The sequence below is a fragment of the Cohnella terricola genome (assembly GCF_007786475.1).
GTDB lineage: Bacteria > Bacillota > Bacilli > Paenibacillales > Paenibacillaceae > Cohnella > Cohnella terricola.
In genome coordinates, this window is sequence record NZ_VNJJ01000008.1 from 105,309 (window position 1) to 125,608 (window position 20,300).

At 52.6% G+C, this 20,300-nt stretch carries 15 protein-coding genes; 12 read left to right on the forward strand and 3 right to left on the reverse strand.

The window, feature by feature from the left end; all coding sequences use genetic code 11:
- Positions 1 to 123: 123 nt before the first annotated feature.
- Genes iolD through iolB form a run of 5 tightly spaced genes read left to right on the forward strand, consistent with a single transcriptional unit; the run spans position 124 to position 6,199 of the window.
- A complete protein-coding gene (gene iolD / locus FPZ45_RS15430; RefSeq protein ID WP_144703520.1) occupies positions 124 to 1,989 on the forward strand; it encodes a 3D-(3,5/4)-trihydroxycyclohexane-1,2-dione acylhydrolase (decyclizing) in 1,866 nt (621 codons plus the stop codon).
- A gap of 22 nt (positions 1,990 to 2,011) precedes the next feature.
- Complete coding sequence (gene iolC / locus FPZ45_RS15435; RefSeq protein WP_144703523.1) at positions 2,012 to 3,007, forward strand: 5-dehydro-2-deoxygluconokinase; 996 nt, start codon at positions 2,012 to 2,014, stop codon at positions 3,005 to 3,007.
- Positions 3,008 to 3,028: 21 nt separating this feature from the next.
- A complete protein-coding gene (locus tag FPZ45_RS15440) occupies positions 3,029 to 4,489 on the forward strand; it encodes a CoA-acylating methylmalonate-semialdehyde dehydrogenase (protein ID WP_144703527.1) in 1,461 nt (486 codons plus the stop codon).
- Between the two features lie 33 nt (positions 4,490 to 4,522).
- Positions 4,523 to 5,398 (forward strand): class II fructose-1,6-bisphosphate aldolase, encoded by an 876-nt coding sequence (fba, locus tag FPZ45_RS15445; protein ID WP_144703530.1) that lies wholly within the window; start codon positions 4,523 to 4,525, stop codon positions 5,396 to 5,398.
- Positions 5,399 to 6,199 (forward strand): 5-deoxy-glucuronate isomerase, encoded by an 801-nt coding sequence (gene iolB / locus FPZ45_RS15450; RefSeq protein ID WP_144703533.1) that lies wholly within the window; start codon positions 5,399 to 5,401, stop codon positions 6,197 to 6,199. It abuts the gene before it with no gap.
- A 49-nt stretch (positions 6,200 to 6,248) separates the two neighbouring features.
- On the opposite strand, the gene FPZ45_RS15455 is transcribed toward iolB, so the two are convergent.
- Genes FPZ45_RS15455 through FPZ45_RS15465 form a run of 3 tightly spaced genes read right to left on the reverse strand, consistent with a single transcriptional unit; the run spans position 6,249 to position 8,186 of the window.
- Positions 6,249 to 7,067 carry an SPL family radical SAM protein gene (locus tag FPZ45_RS15455; RefSeq protein WP_144703536.1) on the reverse strand — a complete coding sequence of 273 codons (819 nt, stop codon included), beginning with the start codon at positions 7,065 to 7,067 and terminating at the stop codon, positions 6,249 to 6,251.
- On the reverse strand, positions 7,064 to 7,606 hold the full coding sequence (locus FPZ45_RS15460; RefSeq protein WP_144703539.1) for a methylated-DNA--[protein]-cysteine S-methyltransferase: 543 nt from the start codon (positions 7,604 to 7,606) through the stop codon (positions 7,064 to 7,066). Before FPZ45_RS15460 ends, FPZ45_RS15455 begins: the two co-directional genes overlap by 4 nt.
- The gene (locus FPZ45_RS15465) at positions 7,590 to 8,186 is read right to left on the reverse strand and encodes a bifunctional transcriptional activator/DNA repair enzyme AdaA (RefSeq protein WP_144703542.1); all 597 of its coding nucleotides are present in this window, start codon (positions 8,184 to 8,186) and stop codon (positions 7,590 to 7,592) included. Before FPZ45_RS15465 ends, FPZ45_RS15460 begins: the two co-directional genes overlap by 17 nt.
- Positions 8,187 to 8,427: 241 nt before the next feature.
- On the opposite strand from FPZ45_RS15465, the gene FPZ45_RS15470 reads away from it, so the two are divergent.
- The 7 genes from FPZ45_RS15470 to FPZ45_RS15500 all read left to right on the forward strand — a co-directional run bounded on the left by FPZ45_RS15470 (position 8,428) and on the right by FPZ45_RS15500 (position 20,150).
- Entirely contained in the window at positions 8,428 to 8,859 is a 432-nt protein-coding gene (locus FPZ45_RS15470) for a GreA/GreB family elongation factor (RefSeq protein WP_144703545.1), read from the forward strand.
- 145 nt (positions 8,860 to 9,004) lie between these two features.
- The gene (locus FPZ45_RS15475; protein ID WP_144703548.1) at positions 9,005 to 9,496 is read left to right on the forward strand and encodes a hypothetical protein; all 492 of its coding nucleotides are present in this window, start codon (positions 9,005 to 9,007) and stop codon (positions 9,494 to 9,496) included.
- Positions 9,497 to 9,502: 6 nt separating this feature from the next.
- Positions 9,503 to 10,435 (forward strand): LLM class flavin-dependent oxidoreductase, encoded by a 933-nt coding sequence (locus FPZ45_RS15480; protein ID WP_144703551.1) that lies wholly within the window; start codon positions 9,503 to 9,505, stop codon positions 10,433 to 10,435.
- A 183-nt stretch (positions 10,436 to 10,618) separates the two neighbouring features.
- Complete coding sequence (locus tag FPZ45_RS15485; RefSeq protein ID WP_144703554.1) at positions 10,619 to 11,983, forward strand: extracellular solute-binding protein; 1,365 nt, start codon at positions 10,619 to 10,621, stop codon at positions 11,981 to 11,983.
- A gap of 162 nt (positions 11,984 to 12,145) precedes the next feature.
- The gene (locus FPZ45_RS15490) at positions 12,146 to 12,829 is read left to right on the forward strand and encodes an S-layer homology domain-containing protein (RefSeq protein ID WP_144703557.1); all 684 of its coding nucleotides are present in this window, start codon (positions 12,146 to 12,148) and stop codon (positions 12,827 to 12,829) included.
- Between the two features lie 16 nt (positions 12,830 to 12,845).
- Positions 12,846 to 13,766 (forward strand): copper amine oxidase N-terminal domain-containing protein, encoded by a 921-nt coding sequence (locus FPZ45_RS15495; protein ID WP_144703560.1) that lies wholly within the window; start codon positions 12,846 to 12,848, stop codon positions 13,764 to 13,766.
- 576 nt (positions 13,767 to 14,342) lie between these two features.
- Positions 14,343 to 20,150, forward strand: a complete 5,808-nt coding sequence (locus FPZ45_RS15500; RefSeq protein WP_144703563.1) for a PKD domain-containing protein — start codon at positions 14,343 to 14,345, stop codon at positions 20,148 to 20,150.
- Positions 20,151 to 20,300 lie beyond the last annotated feature (150 nt).

A 20,300-nucleotide genomic window follows, 5' to 3' on the forward strand; every position in this document is an offset into this window, starting at 1 on the left:
AAAGGAAACCGAATCCAAGCCGAAAGCCCGCAAGCGCACGTAGAATTGCGGGCTTAGGCTGTCTGTATACGTTTGAAGAAACACTCGAACCATCCAAATTCACTATAAACCGAGGGCATGCGAATGAAAACGATACGATTGACAATGGCGCAGGCGTTGCTCAAGTTTCTCGACCAGCAGTACATTGCCGTCGACGGAGAAGAAACGAAATTCGTGCGCGGAGTCATGGGCATTTTCGGACATGGCAACGTCACCGGCCTCGGCGAAGCGCTGGAGCGCGAAGCCGGAGAGCTGATTTTCCTTCAGGGCAAGAACGAGCAGGGCATGGTTCATGCTGCGACCGCCTACGCGAAACAGAAAAACCGCAAGCAGATATTTGCCTGCACGACTTCCATCGGACCGGGCGCGCTCAACATGATTACGGGAGCGGCGACCGCAACGGTCAACCGGATTCCGGTATTGCTGCTGCCGGGCGATAACTTCGCCACCCGCCAGCCGGATCCCGTGCTGCAGCAATTAGAAGTGCCGAGCGATTATTCGATATCGGCCAACGATCCTTTCAAGTCCGTCAGCAAATTCTGGGACCGGATCGTTCGTCCGGAGCAGTTGATGTCATCCTTGCTTCAGGCGATGCGCGTGCTGACCGATCCGGCGGATACCGGAGCCGTGACGCTGGCTCTGCCGCAGGACGTTCAGGCCGAGGCGTATGATTACCCCACGGACTTCTTCATTAAGAGAGTGCATCGGCTGGATCGTCGGCCGCCTGCGCCTCAAGCGATAGAGAGAGCGGTGCAGCTGATTGTCGGCAAGAAGAAGCCGCTGCTGATTGCCGGCGGCGGCGTTCATTACTCGGAGGCGACGAAGGAGTTGCTCGCGTTTGCGGAGGCGTTCGGCATTCCGGTAGCGGAGACGCAAGCCGGTAAAAGCGCCGTGCCGTGGAACCACCCGTTAAGCGTTGGAGGCGTTGGCACGACCGGAACTCTGGCCGCGAATCGGCTTGCGGCGGAAGCGGACTTGATCATTGGCGTAGGTACGCGTTATTCCGATTTCACGACGGCTTCCAAATCCGCTTTCCGTAACGAGAACGCTACATTCTTGAACCTGAACGTCAGTTCGTTCGATTCGATCAAGATGCAAGGGGAGTTCGTCACGGCGGACGCCAGGGAAGCACTTGTCGCCCTTCAAGCAAGCTTGTCCAGTGAAGGCTATCGGGCTGGTTATGCGGAAGACGAGATTCAGAAACACAAAGCGGAATGGGACGCCGAGGTGGATCGGCTCTATGCGCTGGAAAGTCCCGAAGGATTTACGCAAACGCAAGCTTTGGGCATCGTAAATCGGTCAGTCGGCGCAAAGGGAGTAATCGTGGCGGCGGCGGGAAGCTTACCGGGCGATCTGCACCGCGTCTGGCGGACAACCGAGCCGAAAACTTACCATATGGAATACGGCTTCTCTTGTATGGGCTATGAAGTCAGCGGCGCATTCGGAGTCGCGCTTGCGGAGCCGGAGCGAGAAGTTTATGCGCTTCTGGGAGATGGCAGCTACCTGATGCTTCATTCGGAGCTTGTAACTGCCATTCAGGAAGGCGTCAAGCTGACGGTCGTGCTGTTCGACAATCACGGCTTCCAATGCATCCACAATTTGCAGCGCGGTCACGGCAGCGATAGCTTCGGCAACGAATTCCGCTTCCGCTCCAAGGAATCGGGGCAGTTGAATGGGGGATATATGCCGATCGATTTCGCGGCGCATGCCCGCAGCCTGGGCGCTGCAGCCTATACGGCCCGCAATGCAGCGGAGTTGGAGCAGGCGCTGCTGCAAGCGAAAGCCGAGCCGGGTCCCGTCCTAGTGGAAATCAAAGTGCTGCCGGGTACGAATACCGACGGTTACGAATCCTGGTGGAACGTCGGCGTGCCGGAAGTGTCAACGGATGACAAAGTATTGAAGGCACATGCCGAGATGAAGACGAAAATTCAAGCAGCTCGACCTTATTAATGGACGAAAGAAGGTATGCCCGATGGTGCCCGTAACTTTCCCAACCGACAAGCCGCTCGACTTTGTGGCAATCGGTCGGTTATGCATAGATTTGAACGCGAACGAGATCAATCGCCCGATGGAGGAGACGATGACGTTCACGAAGTACGTCGGCGGCTCTCCCGCCAATATCGCGATCGGAATGTCGCGGCTGGATATGAAATCGGCATTTATCGGCAAGGTGGCCGACGATCAGATGGGACGTTTTATCGTCCAGTATTTGCACAATAACGGAATCGACACGTCCGGCGTCCTGACGGATCGAACCGGTGCCGTGACGGGTTTGGCCTTTACCGAGATCAAAAGCCCCGAGGATTGCAGCATTCTCATGTACCGCGATAATGTAGCCGATCTCAAGCTGGAGCCTGGGGAAGTAGATGAAGCTCTCATTGCGAGCAGCAAAGTGCTGCTCGTCTCCGGAACGGCTCTCGCGAAAAGCCCGTCCCGCGAAGCGGTGCTGCTGGCGTTGCGTTACGCGCGCAAACACGGCACGAAAGTCATTTTCGATATCGACTACCGGCCTTATACGTGGACGAATCCGCAAGAAACGGCGATCTATTACCACGCGGCTGCCGAGAAGAGCGACATTATTATCGGTACGCGCGAGGAATTCGACATGCTGGAGCAATTCGATGGCAATGACGAGCGGAACGACCAGGTGACGGCATCCCAGTGGTTCAGCCATCATGCGGAGATCGTTGTCATCAAGCACGGCAAAGAGGGATCGATTGCTTATGCGAAGGATGGCAGCTCGCACAGAGGGTCGATCTTTCCGGCCAAAGTCATCAAGACGTTTGGCGCGGGAGACTCCTACGCCGCAGGGTTCATCTACGGGCTTATGCAGGGCTGGGAGATCAGCCGCAGCATGGAATTCGGCAGCGCCTGCGCTTCCATCGTCATTTCCAGTCATAGCTGCTCGGACGCGATGCCGAAGTTGGAACAAGTCGAAGCGTTTATGCGCCAATTCAAGCAAGCTTAAATCGAGAGGAGATTTTCCGATATGTCCAATACAAAAGCACCTGCAACGCTAAAAAACTTTATCGGCGGCCAATGGGTGGATTCGGGATCGGGTAAAACTGACGCGGTGTATAATCCGGCTACCGGAGAGGTAATTGCCCAAGTTCCAATCTCTTCCCGGAATGACGTTGACACAGCCGTTCTGAACGCCAAGGAAGCTTTCGAATCGTGGAGCCGCACAGCGGTGCCGCGCCGGGCGAGAGTGCTATTCAAATATCAGCAGCTGCTCGTGGACAATTGGGAAGAGCTGGCCCGGATCATCACTTTGGAAAATGGTAAAAATTACACCGAAGCTCACGGTGAAGTGTTGCGTGGCATTGAATGCGTCGAATTCGCGGCGGGAGCGCCGTCTCTCATGATGGGCAAGCAACTTCCGGATATCGCCACGAACGTGGAATCCGGCATGTATCGGTATCCGATCGGGGTTATCGGCGGGATTACTCCGTTTAACTTCCCGATGATGGTTCCTTGTTGGATGTTCCCGCTGGCGATCGCATGCGGAAATACGTTCGTGCTCAAGCCTTCGGAGCGCACGCCTCTACTGGCCAATCGTCTGGCTGAGCTGATCAAGGAAGCGGGCTTGCCAGACGGCGTTCTGAACGTCGTTCACGGCGCGCACGATGTGGTCAACGGTTTGCTGGAACATCCGGATGTAAAAGCCATCTCTTTCGTCGGCTCCCAACCGGTTGCGGAATATGTATACAAAACAGGTACGGCCCACGGTAAACGGGTACAAGCTCTTGCCGGCGCCAAAAACCATAGCATCGTCATGCCGGACGCCGATCTGGACGGCGCCGTGCAACAGATCGTCAACGCGGCGTTCGGTTCGGCGGGCGAGCGTTGCATGGCTTGCGCGGTAGTCGTAGCCGTCGGTGAAGCGGCGGATCCGCTCATCGAGAAGCTTGTCGCGGCAGCGAACAAGATTACGATCGGCAACGGCAATGACAAGGACGTGTTCCTGGGGCCTGTCATTCGCGGCTCGCAAAAGGAGCGGGCGCTGCATTACATTGAGGCGGGCATCAGCGACGGCGCAAGTTTGTTGCGCGATGGACGCGAGGACGAGGCGTCGCAAGGCGAAGGCTACTTCGTGGGACCGACGATCTTCGATCACGTCACGAGCGAAATGAAAATCTGGAAGGACGAAATTTTCGCGCCGGTTCTCTCGGTTGCGCGCGTTGACACCTTGGAGGAAGCGATCGCGCTAGCGAACCGTTCCGACTTCGCCAACGGCGCATGCCTGTTCACACAGGATGGAAGCAACGTTCGTCAATTCCGCGAGAATATCGAGGCCGGCATGCTGGGCATTAACCTGGGCGTTCCCGCGCCGATGGCCTTTTTCCCTTTCTCCGGCTGGAAAAATTCGTTTTACGGCGATCTGCATGCCAACGGCACCGATGGCGTCGAGTTTTACACGCGCAAAAAAATGGTCACCGCCCGCTGGTAAGCGACGTACGGAAAACGGAAGGAGGGGTGCGTTATGGCTCTCGTATCGATGAAGGAGATGCTAAAGGACGCATTGGACGGGCAATACGCGGTCGGTCAATTCAACCTGAACAACCTGGAATTTACGCAAGCGATTCTGATGGCCGCGAACGAAGAGAGATCACCGGTGATACTCGGCGTAAGCGAGGCTTATATTCCTTACATGGGCGGACTGTCCTGCATTGCAGGGATGGTCGAATCACTGATTGAGCATTATGGAGTTACGGTTCCGGTTTCCTTGCATCTGGATCATGGCTCGACTTACGAGGTGTGCATCCGCGCGCTTCACGCGGGCTTTACCTCGGTCATGATCAACGCGTCCCATCACGAGTTGGAGCGGAATATCGAGATTACCCAGCGAGTGACGGAAGCGGCGCATGTACTCGGAGCAACGGTAGAAGCCGAGCTTGGCCGGATTACGGGACGGGAGGACGATCTTGTCGTCGATGAAGCGGAAGCGATGTATGCCGTTCCCGAGGATTGCGTCCGTCTCGTCAACGAGACGGGCATCGACTGCTTGGCGCCTGCGCTCGGCTCCGTTCACGGTCCCTACAGGGGGCAGCCTAAGCTGGGATTCGATCGGATGGGCGAAATTCGCCAGCTAACTGGTCTTCCCCTTGTGCTGCACGGGGGGAGCGGCCTGCCGGATGAGGAGATCGTCAGGGCGATCGCGCTCGGAACCGCCAAGATCAACGTGAACACGGATAATCAGATCGCTTGCACGACGGCGATTCGCTCCTATTTGCAGGAGCATCCGGAGGCTTACGATCCGCGTCATTATTTGGTGCCGGCCAGAGAAGCGATTAAAGCGTCGGTTAAGGCGAAAATGCGTTTGTTCGGCAGCTCTGGCCGAGCGGGAGGAGAGGCATAAATGTCGAATTTGATTGTTAAACCCTTAAAGCAATCCAATGAAGAGGGCAGCGTGTTGGCGGTGACCCCGGAGTCCGCAGGATGGACTTACGTCGGTTTCGAAGTGGTCAAGCTGAAGGCAGGCGAGAAGCTGAAGAGGAACACGCAATCGCAGGAAGTTTGCCTCGTTCTGCTGAGCGGCAAGGCCAACGTATCGACAAAGGATGCTGAATGGACAAATATCGGCCAGCGGATGAGCGTGTTCGAGAAGACTCCACCGTATTCGGTCTATGTGCCGAATGAGGACTTGTATACGATCGAAGCGCTGACCGAACTCGAAATCGCGATCTGCTCCGCTCCCGGACAAGCGAATCACCCTGCGCGATTGATCGCGCCGGAACACGTCGGCGTCGAGACGAGGGGCAAAGGCAATGTCGAGCGGCATATCCATAACATTTTGCCGGAAGGGCAGCCTGCCGACTCCTTGCTTGTCGTAGAAGTGTTTACCCCGGAAGGCCACTGGTCGAGCTATCCACCGCACAAGCACGATCAGGACGCGCTGCCTGACGAATCTTTGCTGGAGGAAACCTACTATTTCCATGTACAGCCAGAGCAGGGCTTCGCTATTCAACGGGTGTATACCGACGACCGGTCTCTGAACGAGACGTTGGTCGTAAACGACGGCGAAGCCGTACTGGTTCCGCGCGGGTACCACCCGGTATCGGCCCCTCCGGGCTACGAGGTTTACTATTTGAACGTCATGGCGGGACCGAAGCGGATATGGAAATTCCGTAACGACCCGGATCACGCTTGGTTGATGTAAGAGGACCGGTTGGGGCCGAGAGAAATTCGGCTCCAACCGGTTTTGTCGTTTATGGCTCGAACCCTTCGCGGCTTAAATAGATCCGATTGTGCGGAAATACCCGATTTAATCGCTCTACGACGGAACGGTAAGCCGATGGGCAATTCCATTCCTCGAGCCCCAGCTCTTCGTACAAGGCATGAATGCCCAGCTTCCGAGTCCGCTTGCCGCCGCTGCCGTCGCCCATGAAGTAGTCGTCGATGCAAATACGGTTCGTGACTTGTCGGAGAAGCTCGGGGAACTCTTCGCTGCTGGGCAGTATGGGAGCGATCGCGGCCTGGGTCGGGATTTCCGCTTTTGACAGTTCGCGCAATGCGTTTAATCGCGCCGGAATAGGAGGGGCATACGGGGCGAATACCTTGCGTATATCCTCCCGGTCGGTCTCGACCGTCATGCTGACGCGAACCCTGTCTCCCAAGAGACGCAACAAATCAATATCTCTGCAAACTAACGGGCTGCGGGTCTGCAAGAGAAGGAAATCGGGCGGGTCCTCAGCCATGACTTCCAACAAAGACCTCGTAACTTGTTCCTTATATTCGACAGGCTGGTAAGGGTCCGTGCTGGACGACATAAAGATCGTCACCGGGCCCTTCGTTTTTGCCCTGCGGAGCTCCTTGCGCAGCAAATCAGCCGCCCCTTGCTTCACATCCACCCAAGATCCCCATCCTCCCTCCCGAAACAAGGACACCGGCATCTGCCGTACATAACAATACGTGCAGCCGAAGGCGCATCCGGTATAAGGGTTCAGGGAGTGGGTGTATCCGCCCAGGAAGCCGGTTCCTTTATTGAGAAGCGTCTTCGGGTGCTTGTACTGAACCTCCCGATTCACGTCCCCGTCCCCTCGGTGCTGGCACCGCTCGTTTCCAACTCCAGCAGTTTCTTTTTCATCTCCAGTCCGCCCCGATAGCCGGTCAGCGTCCCGTTCTTCCCGACGACACGATGGCAAGGCACCGTAATAAGGAGCGGATTCGCTCCGATCGCCGAGCCGACCGCACGAACCGCTGCCGGTTTCCGGATCGCATTCGCGATGTCGGAATAAGAGCGCGTCGCTCCGTACGGAACAGCGCCGAGCGCTTCCCAGACAGCAAGTTGGAACGGCGTGCCTCGCAGATCGAAGGGAACGGTAAATCGCTCGCGGGCGCCCTGTAAATATTGAATCAATTCCGCCGCGTAAGGATGAAGCATCTCATCGTCTCGTACGACGGCGCTGCCTGGGAGCCGTGCTTCGATCCAAGCGGTCATTTCCTCTAATGGATGATTCCTAGAGCCGACGAAGCAAAGCCCGTCCACTGTGGCGGCAATGTGCATATACCAATCGCCATGCTCGATGAGACTCCAATAAACTTGCGTTTTAGCGGGACGTGTCATTTAGAAAAACCTCCTTGTCGGATCGCATAGATTGGCGGTAACGAGCCGGTGTCATACCGGTTCGCTTCTTGAACAATGTCGTAAAATAGGGCAAATTAGGCAGTCCGACGTCCTGACCGATCTCTGTAATGGGCCGGGCCGAAGTGATTAGAAGCCTGATTGCCTGATTGATACGTTTTTGCTGAATATATTCGATAGGAGTTATGCCTTTAATTCGCTTAAAAGTCCGATGCAGATGGTAAGGGCTGCCGTGGCATACGTCCGCCAGAACGTCAAGCGAGAGACGGTCCTGGTAATGCGCGTCGATATATTCCGTGACCGTCGCCAGCCATTCTTCGTCGGGCAATCGAACGCCGGTCGGCTTGCATCGCTTGCATGGGCGGAAGCCAGCCGACAGGGCTTGATCGGCCGTCCGGAACATCCGAATGTTTTCCTGTTTCGGAGGTTTGGATTTGCAGGACGGCCTGCAAAATATCCCCGTGGTTTTCACCGCATAGAAAAACCGTCCGTCGTACGAAGCATCGTTGCTAATGACGGCTCGCCATTTTTCATCGGTTATCGTGATTTCCCGTTCTTCCATCCTGATACACCTCCCTGAACAGTATACCTCTTCAAGTGAACGTATGTACGTATTTTTGAATGGAAAAGCAAGATATCGAAAATCGGCAATAAACCGATAGACAAAAAAATGGAATCTGCTATGATACCTGTAAGACCCTTCCGAAGGGTCTATTTTCTCATAGGGAGGAATCGGACTGTGAAATTGTTGTTTAATCTGATAACGGAGTATATATCCGCAGGCAAAGAGGGGGAAACTCTGTATGAGCCGTAGTCTGACGGAGACATTTCGCGAACATTTATTGGAACAGCTGGCCTATTTCGAGAAGATGACGTCGGAGCTGCTCCGAAAGGCGTATCCCGATACGGCCAAAAAAGAAGCGATCCAAACTTTGATCTCCCAATATTGCGACCATGTCCATTCCTTTCTGAGCGGGACCATTACCGGCGATTTCGATTCCATGGCTTGGATCGGATCGTACGTGACCGTCGTCGACGACATGGACGGCTCGGAAGAAAAATATAAGCTCGTGCTGCCGCATGAGATCGACGGGGATCTCGGACACATCTCGTTTCTGTCACCGCTCGGCAGCCGGTTGCTTCTCGCATGCAAGGGTGATCGGATCGAGGTCGATTCCCCTTCGGGAAGCTACGGCGTGCTCTTATCCGATGTATCTTATGAACTGTCGGCTTAATTCATCGACATTGGCGAATCCCGGAGGAGACTCCGGGATTTTGCCGTTGTCTGAGGTTGAAACTTATTCCTTCGTATCACGTCTAACCCAGTAGATTAATCGGCGTTTCTTCGTAAGCGAAGCCGAACTTAAGGAGGTCGTTGGCATGCTTTTGTATTTTCGGGATAACTTCTTCAATGCGGGTAAGACGGTTATTTTGAATGAAGACAACGTACCGGTAGGTGAGGTCGATTTGCGGAGCGCGTTCGGTTCGGCGCTCGACGTCTTCGGCCCCGACGGAAGACAGCTGTACGGCGGCAAGTTCCCTATGTTATCCAACAAATGGATCGTGATGGACGGCAGTGGAGGGGAACGCGGATTGTTGAGATACAGAATGTCTTTCTTGTCCAAACGATACGAGTATGAAAGATACGGGTACGGTGTATATGAGATTACTTCCCCGGCGTTCTCCCGCGAATACGAGGTTCTGGACGAGAAAGGAACCCGGGCGGCTTCCTTCGAGAGAGTCAATAGCTGGTACGAATCGTCCGCTTATCGTTTAACCGCCTATGCTGCCGATATCGACCCGTACGAGTGGGTCGCGGTTGTTCTCGGCATGCATGAGATTGAGAAACGGCATCGTCAGTCGGGAGGATGAACGGGAGTGAACCTTAGCGTTCTGGATTTGGTTCCGGTGCTAGACGGCACTGACGCTGCTGCGGCATTGGAACAAGCGGTGGATCTGGCGCGAACGGCGGAGCGGCTGGGATACCGAAGGTACTGGGTAGCCGAACATCATGATATACCGGGACTGGCCTGTTCTGCTCCGGAGATCCTGCTCTCGCATATCGGGGCGAGGACGACAAGCATTCGAATCGGTTCGGGGGCATTGCTATTGCCCCACTACAAGCCGCTGAAGGTCGCTGAGTCTTTTCACATGCTCGCAAGCTTGTACCCCGATCGCGTAGATCTAGGTTTGGGCAGGGCGCCCGGAGGTTCGGGGGAAGCGAGCCTGGCGTTAAGCGGCAACTTTATCGAGAACGTCGGGAAAATGCCGGAGCTGCTTCAAGGGGTTATGGATCTGCTCCAGGGCAAATACGAATTCGATGGACGCCCTGTCACTGCAAGACCGATTCCTCCGCGTCCTCCCGAGCCGTGGCTGCTCGGTACGAACAAGAAAAGCGCTGCATACGCAGCCGAGTATGGAACCGGATACGTCTTCGGCCGGTTCATGAGCGAAACTTCCGGCGAAGAGACGATTCAAGCGTACCGGGAAGCTTTTGTCCCTTCCCCGCTTTGTCCTGAGCCGAAAGTCATCGTGGCGATCGGCATCGTCTGCGCGGAAACCGAGGAAGAGGCGGAACGGCTTGCTTCCGCTGCAATGAGGTCGTTCGGGAGTACGGGAATGGAAGATCAGCCAACCCATCTGCCGGAGCGCAGGCTGCTGATCGGTACTCCCGATCGCGTCGAAAATCAGTTGGAATCGTTAGCTTGTCTGTACGGGGTGGACGAATTCATCGTCATGACGATGGTGCCAGATTATCGGGCGCGTCTGCGTTCTTATGAGCTGCTGGGTGAAATCATGCAACGAAAATAACGAATTGCCGACAGCCTCCATTTTGGATGGTATCGGCGGTTTTTTCTTGCTAGGCTGACACTTTCTTAAGAAATGCTTGGGTTCGTTTAAGGGATAATTAAGGAAAAACAAGGGGTCTGTTAAGTATTCCCAGGTAGACTCAGGAGGTGAAACGTTCATTATGGAAGAGGGAAGGGAACAGAAGTGAGAGATCGATTTCGGAAAATAAAAATCGGATTTGCGCTTGTTCTGCTGGCGGTTCTCCTGGCCGGTTGCAACCCCGGTGCGAAGGAAGACGTGCAGACGAGGACAACCTTGAAAGTGATGTACTACTCAGAGGACGGTTTTTATTATCAATATGGCATGTTGTTTTCCGCGCTTTATCCCGATATCGATCTAAAGGTCGTTTCGACGAATAACGCCAAACCCAAAGAGGGTCAAAATATTAACGACGCTATTTTGGAATTGATCAAGGAACAGAAGCCGGAAGTGTTAATGTTGAATGCCAATCAATACAAGAAGCTATCAAACGAGGGAAGGCTCGCGGATCTCGAAGCATTGGCGGCGAAAGACAAGTTCGATCTCGAAGGCATTGTACCGGGGATATTGGAATACATACGGAATTTAAGCGACGGCAAGCTGTACGGGTTGTCTCCGTCCTTTTACAGCAATGCCGTTTATTATAACAAGGACTTATTCACGAAATACGGGGTGCCTTTCCCCGAGGATCGCATGAGCTGGGAGCAGTTGCTGCAATTGGCATCGCGGTTTCCAACCGACGGAGAGGAAGATCGGGGAGTATACGGCTTGAAGACGGACTACGATAGCGGACTGGACGGTCTTGTAAGATCGATAGGCGGAGCGATGGGGTTGAGTTATTTTAATGCTTCATCGCTGCAGATGACGGTTGACTCGGACTCGTGGAGAAACGTAATCGAGTTGGCGAATCAGGCGCTAAGAGCGGGGTATATTTACGAGCGCGGAGAGCGGAACGGGGCGGATTTGGCCAGTTATGAAGATTATTTGTTCCAGGATCCGTTCATTAACGGCAAGGTCGCCATGAGCGTAGGCGGAAGTGGTCTCGTTAATCAAATCAAGGGCGCTCAGGATGCCAATAAGGAACGAGCTGTGAGGAATTGGGACGTCGTCACGGTGCCTGTCGATCCGAAAAAGCCGAACGTTACCAATACGACCTCGGTCGACCAGATTCTGGCGATCGACGGACAATCCCCGAATGTCTCGGCCGCTTGGAAGTTCATTCGATACGTCAATAGCGATGAATATGCCCGGGTGAAATCGAAAGCGACAATGGGAGGATATCCGGTAAGGACAAAATATATCGCCGACGATGAAGGGCATAATCTGCAAGCTTTCTATGCTCTAACGCCAGTGGAAGAGACCGTCTATAAGGATTACGATAAAATGCCGAACGAGACTTTCGGAAAGATCATGTGGCTAATCTCGGATGAACTGGCTCACGTTTCCGAGGACAAGCAAACGGTCGAAGAAGCGATAAATCGTATCCAGCAAGAGGGGCAGCAGCTTCTGAGCAGCGGGGGACAACAATAGGTATTGACTTATCAGAAATGTTGTTTATATAATTAATTAACCAAAAACAGGATATTGAATCGCGAGGAAGCACCACGCAGACCAGGGGGATTACTCCTTTGTTTGCTGGTGCTTTTTTTATCGGCATTAGAGGTTATGAAACGATAGGAAGGAGGATCGTTGATGAACAAAATAAGCGGCTTGATTCTGGGACTGGCCGTTTCGCTTGGCGTGAGTGGTCACGTCGAGGCTGCTGCTAACGCTCAAGTCTTCAAAGACGTATCCAATCGTCATTGGGCCAAGTCCCGGATCGAGCAGGCGGTGTCGAAAGGGTATGTCGGCGGTTATCCCGACGGCACGTTTCATACAAAACAGGCGGTCACAAGGGCGGAATTCATGAAAATGGTCGTGGACGCGCTTAAGCTTCCTCATTCTCAGGGCGGGTCGCCTTGGTATCAAGGGTACGTTTCCGCTGCGTTGGAGTTTGGTTTGCTGGATGAATCGGATTCTACAGGTTACGAGAAACCGATCAAGCGAATCGAGATGTTGAGCATTTTATCCCAGGTGCTGGCTTTAGAGGAACCTTACCACGAGTATTTTGATATCTTCCGTTCATTGAAGAAGCAGGATTTGCCTTTTGAAGACAGCGAGCTTTTTCAGAAACGAGACTTGCCCTATATTGCGCTGGCATATGGAGCGGGTATTGCTGGAGGTTTTCCGGACGGCACGATGGGGGTGAATAAAACCGTCACGCGCGCGGAGACGGTCGTCATGATGGAGAAGTGGCTGGAGGCTCGCGTTATCGATCCTCTCTTACGGCCGCGGTTAGAGGAGTTGAAGAAAGTTGTTATGCAACGAAACACATAACAAGGGGAGATTGTTCATGAAGAAATTATCGATCTTATTGTTGATTCTGATGGCAGTCGGTTTGTCGATGTTGCCGATTGAGGCGTTTTCCGCCAAAGCGGAGGTTCGTTTGCCTACGATGAAATCTCAGTCTATCGAAGTGTTGGTCGACGCGCGTAAAGTAAAGTTTCCCGATCAGAAGCCGATGCTGGAAAACAACCAAGTGCTTGTGCCGATCCGATTCGTCTCGGACAAGCTTGGGGGAAAGCTTGATCTTGCCGGGGATGAGATTACGATCGTCAAAGGGGACCGCACGGTCAAGCTCGTCATCGGCGCCAAGACGGCGTCCGTTAACGGCAAAACGATCACGCTTGGTCTTGAAGCTAAAGCCGTCAACGGGCGTACATATGTCCCGCTTCGGTTTATTTCCGAAGCGTTGGGGGAGAAAGTCGAATGGGACAAGTTGACGAAGTTCGTCTGGATCGGCAGCAAGGACATTCCGGAGTTGAAGGATATTTTGGAGCCTACGGATATTAAGCCTTATGAGAAGTATTTTGAGGGACAGAAATTTCTTATGGATTCTTGTTATGAAGGGTGTAAGCCTGCTACGAAGGTTTATTTGGTTAGTTATGATGATTTTCCTTTTTCTTTTAATGGAAAATCTTATTATAGACTGGATTTAGCGCAAAACGAAGGAAGGACACTAGTTCGGGCAACAACTACAGATAAAGCTCAAATGGCAAGCAGTTTTGTATTTCTGAATCCTAAAGGTAAGGTGAGGTATGCTCCGGCAGGACATTATGAGGGGGAAAATAACGGTAATTTTCGGTTTCATTATTACCTCGTCTCTAATCCTCTTGATCCGGCAACAAAGAACTTCACCGTAGATCAAGCGGACTACATTCTGATTATGGCTGATTATCCAGGTCTTATATTGGTTCAAAATCCTTTTAAGTGAGGAGGGAGAAGATTGCTCAGGAGTTGGGTAAAAACGGCGTTGCTTCTATCCTTCCTTGTTAGCCTTCTACCGGTTGCGCCCGAGCCTGTAGATGCAGCAGTACTTGGGAGTAATAGTTGGCTCCAGCCATCAGGTTATCCAAAGGGAAATCCCGCGGATACGATGCGGTATGCAGTAGGTTTCATGTATACGGAAATCTGGAGTAAAAATGATGGGACATGGGACTATGACATGAAGACTTATGACCATTACTGGGGACAGAAGCTTCAACTGATGGAGCATCAATACGCGTTTAGCTTTCCGGGTCGAAAAGTGAAAAGCGTGAAGGTGAGGAACTTCAATAGCAGTACGCTAGATATGGAGTACTTCAACAATTCACGACCAGTAAGTGAAGAATTTGTTATATACAAGAACCATATCAGCAAATCCATAGGACTACCTGATGTTATCAATCAATCTGGTATTGGTACTGATCAGATCAGTGTGTATGTCAAGGTGTTTGCAGATCTAGAGTCAAATCTTGAGTATGTTGTAACCGAACAAGATAATAACCCTTACCCCAATGTAAAAGCACCCATGAAAGTCGTCCGAGTCTTTGTCCCAATCGTGTTCGAGATCGAGCTTGAAGGCAAAATCGAAGTACACCATTATACGACTAACGGACAGAATATCGATGCGTTGTTCCCAAATCAGTCAACGGATTTGAAGGCAGGACAAACTTATGCGGTAACTCCAGCGACGAACGTGAATTATGCGTATGTCGGGTACAAGAAGAGTACGGTAAGTCCGCCAACAGGCGGGAACATCATCGAGGCACCGCCGGAGCGTTTTACATATAACGGTTCCTACGATACCTATTATCTCAATTTATACTATAGGCAAGACGGCGGCGCGATTAACGTACGGCAAATGGTGAAGACAGGAACGACTGGAGGGTATGCCAACAAAGGTACTGAGTCAATTGAAGTTAAGAAGTTGCCGGACACCCAGATCATTCAACCGAAAACCAACTATGGGACGGTTGTAGGCAGCAGTATAAGCTATGAAGGAGGATATTCTGACGTCATCGCTTCAGGCAAATCCCAGATCGTAAATCTAACGGAAACGAAGAAAACGGCGTACGTTTCTTTTTTTTACGAAAATTCGGTGAGCGGGGACTTCGATATCCTGCCGTCTCCAAGCATAAAGTGGCGGGACAGCTTCTCTCTTAAGCCGAAAAACTTCATTATCCCAGCATCATGCACGTACTTGTACCATGAGTACTATTTTGAAAAAGACGGTGAGTATTGGACAAGCGCCAAGGTACGGGGAGAAACGGTCGTTTCGACTTTCTCCTACTCCGGCTACCCGAGCATTCTTGGAGTAGGAACGAATTATATTTCCATCAAGGTCACTGCGGATTGCGCGAATTCCGGGTGGGTGAACCAAAAGCCGCTTAATATCGAAAGCCCGCAAAACAACCGTCCGCCCGTATTCTCCGTCGGTTTTTTCAAGGAACCCAACCGTACCGGTACCAGGCCGGATTATGAAGTCGTGATCAACCGGCCCGTGAATCTTCGCATCATTTATGACAAGAATGCGAACCCGCCGGAACCTTACGATCCGGACGGAGATTCCATCTCCTACACGTTTTTGTTCGGCAGCAGTTCCAGTTCATGGATTAGAAGCCTTCCGGGCAATTACGGCTTATGGGAGCATGACGAGGCGTACTACAATTTAAAGGCAACGGAACTTGGTACGCACACGGTCACGGTCATTGCGCGGGATACGTTCGGTGCCGAGTCGAGAAGAACCGCATCGATCAATGTCATTCCGGAAAATCCGATCCCAGTCATTACCGGACCGACGAAGGTCAAAGAAAACCGTCCATTGCCGTCCCCGTTCAGCGGGGAGAAAAGCTACAGTCCCATTGGGAGGACGATCAAGGAATACATTTGGGAGAACAAGAAGGATGTCTATACGACCCCGGGCACGGAAACGATCAGGCTCGATGTCGTGGACAGCGGGGGACTGAAATCTCTCTACTCTGCTTCCCATCAACTGACGGTTATTCCTGATGAACCCCCGATCGGGGTTCTGGAGGTGCCGCCGCTCGGCATCCGTCCAAACGATTTCAACATTTTCAACAAGTCGTACAGCCCGGATGGCGATAAAGTCGTAAGCATTCAATACCGGTACAAGTACGATGCCAACAATGACGGGATTTTCGACGAACCTTGGACGACGATGCCTGGGGGAGATTTGACGAAAATCGCTTTTAGGCCGCCGAAAGTCGGAAAGTATGTATTCGATGCACGGGTGTGCGAGGACTACGGAAAATGCGCATGGGCATCCGATACGCAGCCGGAAAGCTCGCGGATGATGGATGCCGTAAACCTTGCGCCAAGCGTCTCTTTCCTCATTGAGGGCGAGAACGAAATTCCGAAGCCGCCGACCGATAGTTCGATTCCGGCTTCCGAAATTCTAAAAAACTGGAGCTTGTACGAGGTCAACACGACCACGCCATTGGACAACAAACCGTACATGTGGTCCAAGGAAGGCAAAAGCCTGTTGGCGGGGTTAGGAAAGGGTATGGAAAAACAATACGCGTACCCCAACTCCTATGCGTTCCAAGTAGGGCAGAACGTCGCTCAACTGGCCATGCCTCCGATACAAGATAACGGATTCGGGATGAATGGCAAAACGCCGTACAAGGGAATCGTCAGCCGGGATACGAGCAAATCGCAGCCGATTTTGATTCCGTACAAGAACGGCAAGGTTCAAACCGCTCCGAACAGCGACGATTATGACTATCTTGAACCGACAACCTCTTCCGAAATCGCGGTGCGTTCCAATAAAACGTACATTCTGTTCAAACACGAAGATTATATTTTTGCGTATAACAAGAACAAAATTCCGAGGGTTTACACAGATACCGATACAATTGCGGATTATAGTGGCACTTACCCGAATATAAAGTGGTATTTGAGGTATCGATGGGCGGACGGAAATCCGTACGATTACATTCTGGACTTGAAGAATACGAGCGCGCCAAAGCGCATCATTCCGTATTTTACGTACATGGATAGAGAGAGGAATTCCAACGCGGTGTCGCAAGCTTTTGCGGGCAACTATTCCGGTGCATCGGGCTCCGGTCCTTCGCAGGATAATTTGATCGGATACGAAATCACGGGCAGCCGAATCTATCTTTTCTATGAAAGATATACGTTTGCTTATTATTACAAACCGGATGGCGAGCCTAGCGAAACGAGATACAGCGCCGCGACGAACGAGAGGTTTATGGACATACACGTATTTGATGCCTATACGGGACAGTTTCTGGGCAGTTCATACGACAAAGGCGTTCGCATTCCCGTTATGTCCGTCTACCCTTCTTCAACGATAACGAAGGGCGACAATGTGATGATTTTTTCGGATAATACTTATCCCGGTTCGAATCCGACCGCTTATGAGATTGATCGAAACGGAAAACTCGCGTCTCAGAAGTCCATTGCGCTGCCGACGAAAACCGAAATCATAGCCAGGAACGTGCGGAATTTCTTTGGTCAAATCTATACGGAAAATCCGATCGCGTTCACCTGTAAATGGACGACGATTACAACGTACTGGAAGGATGAGAACAGCAACGTATATACATACGGTTATAATGTCTGCGAGGCTGCCAATGGCGCGAAAATCGATGCGAGCAATGCCGACATTAACCCGGGCGCGCCGGCAGGACTTCATCTGGTGAAGTGGAACTCGGATTTATCCTTCGCAGGCTCCTATCGATTGAGCGGAACGGGAACCGGCTCTTATATCACCGGTATGTACGACCCTAACATCGAGCAATATCCGGCCCTAGTGATCAACTCGGAAGCCAACGAGGCAATCACGAAAACGGCGTCCTCCGGGGGCATGTTCAGCAATACGTTCCATTCCAATCGCGTCAATCTGACGACCGGAGACGTAACGAATTGGCCGCTAACGCACCCGAAAGCCTCCAGCGACAACTTTAATCCGGGCTTTCATATCAAGCAGGACGGAAGCTATGGATCAAGCTGGAGAACGCATACCGTTGCGAACGAAGTTCAAAAGAATAACTGGCATGCCGATCAGATGATGAGAAATTACCGCTGGAGCAATTATTACGGCGGGGGTTACGACAATAAAACGCAAACGCTGCGTTTCGGCGAGTACATGGGGGACGGCATTTACCTTTCAATCTATGACGGCCAACAATACGATTTCGTATCGGGGCAATTCTCGCAAGCGTGGGAAACGACCCAGGGCTTTATGTTCCTGGATACGGGGACAACGAGCGCGACTGCACCTTACAAGGGCTTTAAGCTCGGTCAGTTCGTTTCCCCGGAAGCCTATGAGGACGCGGAATATACGTTTACGATCAATATGGATGCGCCAAGGGAAGAAACGTCGTTGGCGGGTATGTCGTTCCGTATGACCAATCCGAAGTATCGCTATGCCGTCGAAACGAGCGGAACCAAGCTGTTCCTGTCCAAGTACGTGAACGGAACGCGTACGGTGCTGGACAGCATTGACGTTCCTTTTCAAGCGCATACGGATTACAGCTTCAAGATCGTGACTCAGCGCGATGAGATTGCGGTATTCATGGACGGGGTGCCTTACTTTGAAGTGAAGGATACGACCTACCAGTCCGGCAAATTCGGCCCGTTCTCGGACAAATCCTACGTCGCGTTCAGCGGGATCGACCGAAAGGACCTTAGCAATCCGGACGTGGAATGGTTGGCAAGCTACGCGATCTGGGACGAGGGGAAAGCGACTGCCAGCGTGCGGTATAGTAACATGATCTATGCCGACCCGGAGGATGATCCGGCAGCGCAGAACAACTTATGGACGATCTCGCATACGCCGAAATTCCTGAACAATCAAGGGCTGTCCGCCTTGCATGGCCAAACTCTGACCAGCCCGGCGCTTACCTTCGACAAAGTAGGCAATTACCGGGTCGCGTTAAAAGCACAGGACGATCCGCATCCCGATTATTTGTATCCCGACACGACGTTCGGGGATTATCGAAAATGGTCCAACGAGTTCTGGCAAGTCATAACGGTGCATCGTCGTCCCGTCGCGAAATTCACCGTATCCGTCATTCCGAACGATCATACGGTTGTTTGGAACGATCAAAGCTATGACCCCGATCGCTGGCTTAGTCCTTCAAACTATAGCACGGAAGCAACCGGCATCGACTATAAAAATACACGCGGCGTACTTGAGTGGCGTTATTACTACATCACTCCGGATGGCGACGTTGTCAATCAGAAGCTGGTCACGCCTCAGATGAGCGGAAAATACCGCGTCGGTATGCAGGTTAAAGACGAGTATAGCGCGTGGAGTTATTGGGCGGAGCAGACGATCGACATTACGACGCCGGTGCTTCCGGACGATCCGCCGATCCCGGGTTTTATCGTCACGCCTTCCACGAATTACAGAAATGAGCCGTTCACGATTCAATCGACGGCATGGGACAAAGAAGACGGTCCGGCTGCTAATCTGAAACACGTCTATTACGTGCGTAACGTCACGGAGAACGGCCTGGAATCACCCCGATCAACCGATCGGGGAACGTGGAGCACGACATTTAGCTCGCTAGGCGTTATCGAGATCCGTCAAGTCGTCACGGACTCCAAGGGACAGTCCGCACAGGCGATCCGGCGCGTTGCGGTCATTAATCGCAAACCGATCGCGGATTTCGACTGGAAGCCAAAGCCGGTATTCGAGGGCGACACGGTTACGCTGGCGAACTTGTCCAGCGATCCGGACGGAGACCCGCTGTCGTACGAGTGGACGATCGTCGCTCCCGACGGATATCGCTTCGCAGGGGCGACGAAGGATATGGCGATACCCGGAAGATTAACGGAAAACAATACGGGTTCTTTTACGGTAACTCTGCGCGTGACGGATAGTTATGGAGCAAGCGATAGCGCAACTAAGCAGATTCCGGTTGCTGAGTTAACCATCGCTGGGCAAGTCGCGCACACGTCGGACTGGGACAAAAACCGCTTAAACTGGAATGCCAAATATCCCGCCAAGTTCCGAGCGGAGAACGTGTTTTGGGCCGGCGAAGCGTTCGTGTTGTCGGCCGAAACGACGGACACCGGATCTTCGGAGACGAAAGCCGTCGCCGTCGAAGCAGCGGCAACGGCGGAATTGAAGAAGACGTTAACTGCGCAGCCGCCGGGAACCATCTCGTGGAGAGGTTTGCTTCGGGAGGCGGATACGAATATCGTATTCGTAGAACTTCCGGACGGCATGTATACGTTCGTGTTTACGGTGACTTACAGCAATGGCGTCAGAAAGACGTCTTCCGTACCCATTGAAATTCGCGGAAAGGTCGATCAATACATGCAAGTGCATCGCATTCAATAAAGAGACATTTTGCCGCGCAAACGATCCGTTCTCCCGGTTTACTAGGGAGAACGTTTTTTTGCGGCCATCCGTCCATGAGATGCTTCATTTCAACCTTCTTTTCGCCCTTTCCCAAGCATAAGCTTGAACCATGATATCCCGAGGACGACC